The 9,604-nt window shown below is 44.4% G+C and carries 8 protein-coding genes and 1 pseudogene; 4 read left to right on the top strand and 5 right to left on the bottom strand.

Annotation, left to right across the window (positions count from 1 at the left end; all coding sequences use genetic code 11):
- Positions 1 to 84: 84 nt before the first annotated feature.
- A complete protein-coding gene (lrp, locus tag L4C32_RS19395; RefSeq protein WP_428198540.1) occupies positions 85 to 579 on the bottom strand; it encodes a leucine-responsive transcriptional regulator Lrp in 495 nt (164 codons plus the stop codon).
- A 157-nt stretch (positions 580 to 736) separates the two neighbouring features.
- Between lrp and ald the strand changes: the two genes are divergently transcribed.
- The 4 genes from ald (at position 737) to cydC (ending at position 6,498) form a co-directional block, all read left to right on the top strand.
- On the top strand, positions 737 to 1,858 hold the full coding sequence (gene ald / locus L4C32_RS19390) for an alanine dehydrogenase (RefSeq protein WP_428198539.1): 1,122 nt from the start codon (positions 737 to 739) through the stop codon (positions 1,856 to 1,858).
- A gap of 88 nt (positions 1,859 to 1,946) precedes the next feature.
- Positions 1,947 to 2,903, top strand: a complete 957-nt coding sequence (trxB, locus tag L4C32_RS19385) for a thioredoxin-disulfide reductase (protein ID WP_428198538.1) — start codon at positions 1,947 to 1,949, stop codon at positions 2,901 to 2,903.
- Positions 2,904 to 3,020: 117 nt separating this feature from the next.
- The gene (gene cydD, locus L4C32_RS19380) at positions 3,021 to 4,784 is read left to right on the top strand and encodes a heme ABC transporter permease/ATP-binding protein CydD (protein WP_428198537.1); all 1,764 of its coding nucleotides are present in this window, start codon (positions 3,021 to 3,023) and stop codon (positions 4,782 to 4,784) included.
- Positions 4,777 to 6,498 (top strand): heme ABC transporter ATP-binding protein/permease CydC, encoded by a 1,722-nt coding sequence (gene cydC, locus L4C32_RS19375; RefSeq protein ID WP_428198536.1) that lies wholly within the window; start codon positions 4,777 to 4,779, stop codon positions 6,496 to 6,498. Before cydD ends, cydC begins: the two co-directional genes overlap by 8 nt.
- Positions 6,499 to 6,557: 59 nt before the next feature.
- Here cydC and serC read toward each other — a convergent pair whose 3' ends face one another.
- The 4 genes and pseudogenes from serC to L4C32_RS19355 form a co-directional block, all read right to left on the bottom strand.
- Positions 6,558 to 7,640 carry a 3-phosphoserine/phosphohydroxythreonine transaminase gene (serC, locus tag L4C32_RS19370; protein WP_428198542.1) on the bottom strand — a complete coding sequence of 361 codons (1,083 nt, stop codon included), beginning with the start codon at positions 7,638 to 7,640 and terminating at the stop codon, positions 6,558 to 6,560.
- Between the two features lie 184 nt (positions 7,641 to 7,824).
- On the bottom strand, positions 7,825 to 8,145 hold the full coding sequence (locus L4C32_RS19365; protein ID WP_428198541.1) for a DUF4144 family protein: 321 nt from the start codon (positions 8,143 to 8,145) through the stop codon (positions 7,825 to 7,827).
- Positions 8,146 to 8,267: 122 nt separating this feature from the next.
- Positions 8,268 to 8,678: an NUDIX domain-containing protein gene (locus L4C32_RS19360; protein WP_428198535.1), complete on the bottom strand. Its 411-nt coding sequence runs from the start codon at positions 8,676 to 8,678 to the stop codon at positions 8,268 to 8,270.
- A gap of 62 nt (positions 8,679 to 8,740) precedes the next feature.
- Positions 8,741 to 9,268: pseudogene (locus tag L4C32_RS19355) on the bottom strand (phosphotransferase); the annotation flags it as partial.
- Between the last annotated feature and the right edge of the window lie 336 nt (positions 9,269 to 9,604).

Here is a 9,604-nt window from a genome sequence, read left to right as displayed (position 1 = left end):
TTTTATAAACAATTCGAGCGGCCAAAAGCCGCTCGGATGACAGTGATCACARTTTTATCAAAAATGGATGTGAACACCAAATTGTTATCGAGTTTTTATCACCAAATTATTGGTTTGCTTCACTTCTTCCATGACAACGTAGGTACGCGTGTCATTCACTCCTGGAAGGCGTAGCAAAGTATCCCCTAATAATTTCCTGTATGCACTCATATCTGATACACGTGTCTTTAAAAGATAATCAAAATCACCAGAAACTAGGTGGCACTCTTGAATATCATCTAATTGCTGTGTCGCAAGATTAAATTGCTCAAATACATCAGGCGTGCCTCTATTTAGTGTGATTTCAACAAACACTAATAGAGATGCATCTAAAAACTGAGGGTTTAGTAAAGCCGTATAACCATTAATATACCCTTGACGCTCTAAGCGACGAACACGCTCTAAACAAGGCGTAGGTGATAACCCTACTCGTTTAGACAGTTCAACGTTCGAAATTCGCCCATCTTTTTGTAGCTCATTTAAAATATTCCTATCTATTCTATCCAATTCCTTGGATGGCTTCTTATAGTTATCTACCATTTTTTATTCCACCTTATTACTTCCTTGCAAAAATATATTCTACAACTTGTTAAATTTTCGATATCAAATGCTATTCAAATGACACTATACTAGAGATATATTCGACAGTTCAACCCTACAACTAGATAAAACAACCATAAAAACATAAGGACACAGCATGATCATTGGAATCCCAAAGGAAATTAAAAATCACGAATACCGCGTAGGTATGGTCCCAGCTAGCGTTCGTGAGCTTATCTCACATGGACACCAAGTTTTCGTAGAAACCCTTGCCGGTTCTGGCGTTGGTTTCTCTGACGACGACTATGTCGCTGTCGGTGCATCTATACTTCCTACGGCTCAAGATGTTTTTGCTAAAGCCGAGATGATTGTGAAAGTGAAAGAGCCTCAAGCAGTTGAGCGTGCAATGCTACGCGAAGACCAAATTCTATTCACTTACCTACATCTTGCACCGGATTTGCCTCAAACAGAAGATCTTATCAAGAGTAAAGCGGTTTGCATAGCATATGAGACTGTAACAGATTCTATGGGTCGTCTGCCACTACTTGCTCCAATGTCTGAGGTAGCGGGCAGAATGTCAATTCAAGCTGGCGCTCAAACTTTAGAGAAATCTAACGGCGGTCGTGGTCTTCTTCTTGGTGGCGTTCCTGGTGTTGAGCCTGCAAAAGTGGTTGTTATCGGCGGTGGTGTTGTTGGTGCTAATGCAGCACGCATGGCAGTAGGAATGCGTGCTGACGTAACGATTCTAGATCGTAACCTTGATACTTTACGCTTACTTGACGAAGAGTTCCAAGGACGTGCAAAAGTAGTTTATTCAACTGCCGATGCACTTGAAAAGCATGTTCTTGACGCGGATCTCGTGGTTGGTGCAGTTCTTATCCCTGGCGCAGCAGCACCGAAATTAGTAACAAAAGATCACATCAAACGTATGAAACCGGGTGCGGCAGTGGTTGATGTTGCGATTGACCAAGGTGGTTGTTTCGAAACTTCTCACGCGACAACGCATGCTGATCCTACCTACGTTGTTGATGATGTTGTTCACTATTGTGTGGCAAACATGCCTGGCGCAGTTGCAAGAACCTCTACGTTTGCACTTAACAATGCAACACTGCCTTACATTGTTAAACTTGCTGACGAAGGCTATAAAGCAGCACTTCTTTCAGACAAAGGTCTGTTAGATGGTCTAAATGTGATTCACGGTAAAGTGACTTGTAAAGAAGTTGCAGAGAGCTTTGACCTTGAGTTTGTAGACCCAACGGCAGCATTAAATATCGACTAACAATTAACTTATTGTTAAATTCGTTAAGGGCACCTATTATGGTGCCCTTTTTACTTTATGCTAATTTCTCGTCTGCTCGGAGCATTTTATGAGTACTGTTAAACATTCGAAGTTACTAATTTTAGGCTCAGGCCCTGCTGGTTACACGGCTGCGGTTTATGCGGCTAGAGCGAACCTGAACCCTGTGATGATCACCGGCATGCAGCAAGGTGGTCAATTAACCACTACTACAGAGGTCGAAAACTGGCCTGGTGGCGCGGCGGATATGACAGGTCCAGGTTTGATGGAACAGATGAAAGAGCATGCTGAACGTTTTGAAACTGAGATCATTTTTGACCACATTAACGAGACAGATTTCAGCCAACGTCCATTTCGTTTAAAGGGCGACAGCGCCGAGTACACTTGCGATGCACTCATTATCTCAACCGGTGCGTCAGCAAAGTATTTAGGGCTAGAATCTGAAGAACTCTTTAAAGGGCGTGGCGTTTCGGCGTGCGCAACCTGTGATGGTTTCTTCTATCGTAACCAGAAAGTCGCGGTTGTTGGTGGTGGTAATACCGCCGTTGAAGAGGCTCTCTACCTGTCTAACATCGCATCAGAAGTACACCTTGTACATCGTCGTGACAGCTTTCGTTCAGAAAAAATTCTGATTAACCGGCTGATGGAAAAAGTGAAAAACGGTAACATTATCTTACACATTAATCGCACTTTAGAAGAGGTGACGGGTGATGAGATGGGAGTAACGGGGTTAATTCTCAAAGATACTCACTCCGATACCACGGAATCTCTGGATGTGATGGGCGCCTTTATTGCGATTGGCCACCAGCCAAATACCGATATTTTTAACGGCCAGCTTGAGATGAACAACGGTTACATCAAAGTGCAATCTGGCTTAGAAGGTAATGCGACTCAAACCAGTGTGACAGGTATTTATGCCGCTGGTGACGTGATGGATCATACCTATCGTCAAGCGATAACCTCAGCAGGAACAGGTTGTATGGCCGCGCTGGATGCCGAACGATACCTCGATGAGTTAGACGCATAACCGCAAGATTACGATACTCCTTCTTATAGCCACTCTCTGCTCTAAACAGCGCTCTATGCTCTCAAACAGAAAGTGGCTATGATACGTTTTCACTCCAACCAATAATCAGCCCTCCTTATGGATAAATACAGACAGCGTAGCCTCAACAAATGGCTTAAATCTCAATCCAAATTAGCCCAACGTTGGTTAATCGCCACCATTAGTCTCGCGTTTCTTTCTGGCCTACTACTGATTGCTCAAGCGGGTATTCTTGCCGATATTCTTCATCAACTTATCATCGAAAAAGTGGGTAAATCGGCGTTGATAAATCAATTTGTCCTCATGGTATTTCTTGTGGCTCTACGCGCCCTCTCCACTTGGGCAAGAGAAATTTCAGGTTACCGCTGCGGTGAACAGATCCGCGTTTATATTCGCCAGCTTATTCTTGATAAATTGCGCGAACTGGGTCCCGCCTATATCAAAGGGAAACCTGCAGGCAGTTGGGCGACTCTGATTTTAGAGCAGGTCGAAGATATGCAAGACTTCTTCGCTCGCTATTTACCTCAAATGACATTAGCGGTATTAATGCCATTCACTATTTTAGTGGTGGTGTTCCCACTTAACTGGGTTGCCGGTTTAATATTTTTGCTGACAGCGCCTCTGGTTCCGCTCTTTATGGCACTAGTTGGTATGGGGGCTGCGGATGCCAATCGTCGAAATGTAAAAGCGTTACAGAGACTCTCTGGCCACTTTTATGACCGCTTGCAAGCGATGACCACTATACGCCTGTTCCATCGGGCACAAAGTGAAACTGACTCATTAAAAGGGGCTTCAGAGGTCTTTCGTAAACGCACCATGGAAGTGTTGCGTTTGGCATTTCTCTCTTCGGCGGTGTTGGAGTTTTTCACTTCGTTGTCTATTGCCATTGTCGCGGTCTATTTTGGTTTTACCTATATCGGCGAGCTCAATTTCGGACATTACGGCATTGGTGTGACGCTCTTTACGGGACTGTTTATTCTTATCTTGGCCCCTGAGTTTTATCAGCCTCTAAGAGATCTGGGCACCTTTTATCACGCCAAAGCTCAAGCCGTCGGTGCGGCGGAGTCCATCGTTAACTTTTTAGAGATCCGAGTAGAAAGCCCGCATTCAGGCAGTCAGCATGTGGCTCTCTCCTCCCTGACGATTCGCGCGACCGAGCTAGAGGTGGTTAGCGTCGATAACAAACCCTTGATTGGACCGATAAGCTTTACCCTACGCAGTGGAGAGAGCTTGGCGATTGTTGGCCCTAGTGGCGCGGGAAAAACCACCCTGATCAACGCACTGTTAGGCTTTCTTCCCTATAAAGGCAGCTTGACGGTCAATGGGGTAGAGATTAACGCCCTCGACCTGGCAAAATGGCGAAGTACGATTAACTGGGTCGGTCAAAATCCCATGTTGATCCATGGTTCCATCAAAGAGAACATCAGCTTAGGCAAGCAGGGGTTAACTCAACAGCAGATAGACAACGCCTGTGAACAAGCGTTTGCCACAGAGTTTATTAACGAGCTTGGGTATGACTACCCGATCAGTGATCGCTCAGGGGGATTATCAGTCGGTCAAGCACAGCGTTTGGCTTTAGCACGTGCCATTCTTCAGCAGGGCAGCCTATGGATTCTGGATGAACCCACCGCTAGCCTTGATGCGAACAGCGAACAGTTGGTCATGACTAGCCTTCGTACCGCCATTGCTAATAGCACCACCATCATGATCACTCATCGCATTGAGCAGCTTAAAACGTCTGATCAAATTATGGTGCTCAATAATGGTCGCATCGAGCAAATAGGTGACTACGACACCCTCAGCAAACAGGGATTGTTCCAATCTATGCTCCAACAACACGATGAGGGTGAACAGAATGCGTGATCTTCTTCCTTATTTAAAACTGTATAAAAAGCATTGGTTCGGTTTGAGCCTTGGCATGCTGCTTTCGTTCGCTACCCTATTTGCCACTATTGGGCTACTAACGCTTTCGGGTTGGTTCATTGCCGCCTCGGCAGTTGCTGGACTCACCATCGCCCGGGAGACGTTTAACTATATGTTGCCTGCCGGTGGGGTTCGAGGTTTCTCGATTGGCCGTACCGCTGGTCGCTGGGGCGAAAGAGTGGTCAGTCATAACGCCACCTTCAAGCTCCTCACCGAACTACGCATATTCTTTTTCAGCAAGTTGATACCTCTGATCCCTGGTCGATTTTCTAAACTGCGAGATGCTGATTTGCTCAACAGACTCGTGGCGGATGTGGATGCCATGGACCATGTCTACCTGCGTCTGATCAGTCCAATGACCGTTGGCGCGATTGGTATCGGTAGTTTAACCCTGTTTATCTGTTGGTTTGATCTGACTATCGGTTTAACACTGGGTGCCATTCTTTTACTGTTATTAATCACTTGGCCTGTGATCTTTTATCGACTGGGCAAAAGCAGTGGTGAGTCATTAACCCTTAATAAATCCGCTCTTCGAGTCACCACTCTTGACTGGTTGCAAGGTCATGCTGAACTACTGATTTTTGGTGCAGAACCACAATATCGTCACGCACTGTTAGATAAACAGTCTAAATTGCTACAAAGCCAAAGAGAGATGGCCAAATTAACAGGCCTAGCCAATGCACTGCTATTGATTGCCAATGGTTGGACGCTAACCCTCATCATCTGGATAAGTGCCGACGGTATTGCAGGTAATAACCCTGATCCACTGATTGCCATGGTCGCCTTTGCCACCATGGCCAGTTTTGAGCTGATCATGCCAATTGCTGGCGCCTTCCAGTACTTGGGACAGACGCTCAGTTCAGCGAAACGCTTAAACGAGATCATTACCGCGCCAATCGATACCGCCTTTGATCCCGAAGGTATTGACCTGATCGCACAAGGTGACCTTGCTGTGTCTGCGGTGAGCTTTCATTACCCGGACAGTGACAAAACCGTCATCAATAACCTTTCCCTAAAGATTCAAACAGGTGAAAAAGTCGCCATTGTTGGCCAGACGGGGTGTGGCAAATCCACCCTGTTACAACTATTAACCCGCCACTGGGATCCCACTCAAGGCAGCATCAAACTGGATAACACGTCGATTGATTTACTCAATGAACGTTCACTGCGATCGGCCATGTCGGTGGTCAGTCAGCGAGTAGACATATTGAACGGCAGCTTGCGTGATAACCTGCTGCTAGCAAAACCTGATGCTGACGATAGCCAACTGAATACACTACTGAATCAAGTCGGCCTTAGTACGCTATTAGAGGGCGTAGGGTTAAATGAGTGGTTAGGGGATGGTGGTAGACAACTCTCTGGTGGAGAGCGCAGACGTATCGGCATTGCCAGAGCCATCTTACATGATGCACCGATTTTTCTGCTCGATGAACCGACAGAAGGTCTAGATCAACAGACTGAGCGACAGATTTTGTCGATTCTTGACCACTATACGAAAAACAAAACCGTGCTGTTAGTGACTCATCGATTGGTGGGTATAGAGACGATGGATACAATCGTACTGATGGATCAAGGCGAGATTATTGAACAAGGAACCCATCAGCAGTTACTCAATGATCAGGGCCGTTATCACCAACTCTATCATCGCTTTTAAGCCATAAAAAAGCCGCACATTATCGTGTGCGGCTTACCTTCACTATTTAGTCCCGTTGATTATGCGTGTTGCTTTTCAAACGCTAACATAAAATCAACCAAAGCTTGCACCCCTGCTAGCGGCATCGCATTGTAAATCGAGGCACGCATACCGCCAACGGCACGATGCCCTTTCAATGCTTGCAATCCTTGCGCTTCGGCTTGCTCAAGAAACAGAGCGTCCAGTTCAGGTTTAGCTAACTGAAACGGCACATTCATTAATGAGCGATTGCTCTCATGAACGCCATTATTATAAAAATTTGAATCATCAATGCACGCATACAGTAACGCGGCTTTTTGACGGTTTTTCTGCTCAACCGCTGCCACACCACCTTGTGCTTTGAGCCATTTAAAGACTAATCCAGATAGATACCATGCAAACGTTGGCGGTGTGTTGTACATCGACTCTTTTTCAGAGAGCACCGAGTAGGTCAAACAGCTCGGCAGCGCCTGACTGGCTAAATCGAGTAGATCATCACGAACGATAACCAAAGTGATACCCGCAGGGCCAATGTTCTTTTGTGCTCCGGCATAAATGACACCATATTGTGAAATATCGATTTCACGCGACAGAATCGTTGATGACATATCCGCGACAATCGGTTTATCGGTAATAGGCAGGTCACGCACCTCAACCCCATCAATGGTCTCATTTGGACAAAAATGCACATACGCAGCGTCGTCACTTAGTGGCCACTCTTTTGCAGGCTGCACCGCTTTTTTTCCATCAACTTCAATGCAAGCATCAATCACATTCGGCTGGCAATACTTCTTCGCTTCATCAATGGCACTGTGCGCCCAGTAGCCAGCATCAATATAATCAGCAGTGGTGGCATTTCCAAGTAAGTTCATCGGAACCGCGGAGAATTGAGCCCTAGCGCCACCTTGGCAAAACAGCACTTTGTAATTGTCAGGAATGGATAACAGATCGCGAAGATCTTGCTCGGACTCTTTCGCCACTTGAATAAAGGCTTTACTTCGGTGACTCACTTCCATTACTGACGTGCCTAAACCCTGCCAATTAATCAGTTCACTCTGCGCTTGACGCATGACATCGGCTGGGATCATTGCTGGCCCTGCACTAAAATTATAAACCTGCTCCATGAATTTCAACTGCTCCTGCTTGTTTGATACGTTCAATAATTGCTCTTCATAATTAATACCCTCTTTTGAGTTAAGAGAAAAGCAAAAAGTGATCTAATTCACTATTTTTTCTATCAAACATAGAAAGGAGGTTAATCAAGGCCCGACTTGAAGTGCCTGTCCTCGTACTTTTTCGTACTTGTTTTTATCTTTCAAATGCCAGCGAATGTATTGCTTCTTGCACCGATGTAAACTGTATTTTAGTCAAACACATTTCCGCCTTTGTGAACTCATGTTCTTGAATTAATTGAGTCACTGACTGTAAAGATAACTCAATACCTTGTGGTTCAAATGTATAGCTTCCGTTAGTGTGATTGACTAAATAACATTGACCGTTGCTGTCTATCAAGTGATCTAAATCACTCCAAATCAGCGATTCAAACTCACTAGATAACACGAACTCAGAATCCAGAAACATGAGCTCAGAGTCTCCTTCTAATTTGAAAACACATGGCCATTGAATCATCATTTTACTCCGTATACATAACGTTTTATCACTCATCAGAGTCTTGCAGGGACAGACACTTTAAGCAATTTACTCTCAACTACGTCCACTATATGACAAGTTCGTAAACACTCTACCAATCCTTACCAGTTACCTGCATCGCTACTGTTGTAAACGACTTCCTTTAGTTGCTTTAAAATTGAATAGGTTATTGAAGTGCAATTATCAGGTAATTCTTCAATGTCGAACCAACGTATCTCACGGCACAACTTAGGTTCTGCGTTTTTAATTTCACCTGACCAATTTAAACATATGTAAAAATAGTGACTAATAGGTCGTTCTGGATCGGCTAATTTAGCTATGAATTTTAGAACATGAGTCTCTACCGACACTTCTTCCATCGCTTCCCGTTTAGCAGCGCTTAACGGCAATTCTCCATCTTCAATTCGTCCAGAGGGAAAGCCCCAATTCTGATCAAACACTCCTGTATTTTGACGAAATGCGAGCAGTAATTGAGACTTTGAAACAAATATTATTTGAACTACGTCTTTCATAAATCCAATAAGTTCCTGTTAGTGCATTCGTGATAGAGCACTCATTGCCGAGTTATAAATGCTTAAGCAAATAAGCTATTCGTAATAGAACGATGATTTATTTTCATATATTCAATGTCCGCTAAATAAGCGAGGTGATGACCATCACGGATATTTTCAATGAATGCGTCATTACCGTTATCCGCTTCATTTCGCATAAAATCAACTAAGGTTTGAACCCTTTCAATCATAGTTTCAACTAGTTTTTCACGCTCACCCTGCGACAAACCATAAAAATCGCAAAACAACCGCGCCCTAACCGACTGAGAGTTTATATCCCCTAACGCATCAAACTCATTCGTTTTAAAAGGAGCCCAACAATAAACAGCATAAGCAACATCCCAAATTCTTGGAGCAGGATGAGCCGTGTCGAAATCAAAGATGCCGACAGTTTTATTACCATTTAAAGTGACATTGTAAGGTGCAAAATCACCATGACAAATAACCTCATAAGGCTGCCTGCTTGGTAACATCCACTCACTATTTTCAAAAGATATGCTGGAGATAAATGAAATCGATGTATCGTGGTATTGACGCAAAAGCTTACTCGCTCAAATCTTGCAGGAACATATATGGTCACCTCGCTAAATGCAAGGCAATGTTCTTTTTCTTAATCACTGTTGATGTCTACATATTGTTGGCCATTGTTGTGGGTATCCAGCAGTGGTTCACGGTCTTGCGACATATATCCGGCGTCTTTATGGCGTTCATTTTACCGCGCCCTAATGAGATACAAATTGACGTCTTATCCTCCTATACAGACGCATGGTTTTGATAACCGCTGTCCCTACCAGGTTTTGAATAAGACAAACCGTTTAATTCATCACTGTTATACCGTTTAAAAAAGTGTTGAGTATTTCGCTATTTAGCGCAAGCTAATTTGCCAT

Origin of the sequence: Aliivibrio kagoshimensis (genome assembly GCF_050337105.1) — a bacterium.
In the GTDB taxonomy this organism is placed as follows: Bacteria; Pseudomonadota; Gammaproteobacteria; order Enterobacterales; family Vibrionaceae; genus Aliivibrio_A; species Aliivibrio_A kagoshimensis.
The sequence above is the reverse complement of the archived record's forward strand: the minus strand, read 5'-3'. Positions and strand labels throughout refer to the sequence as shown.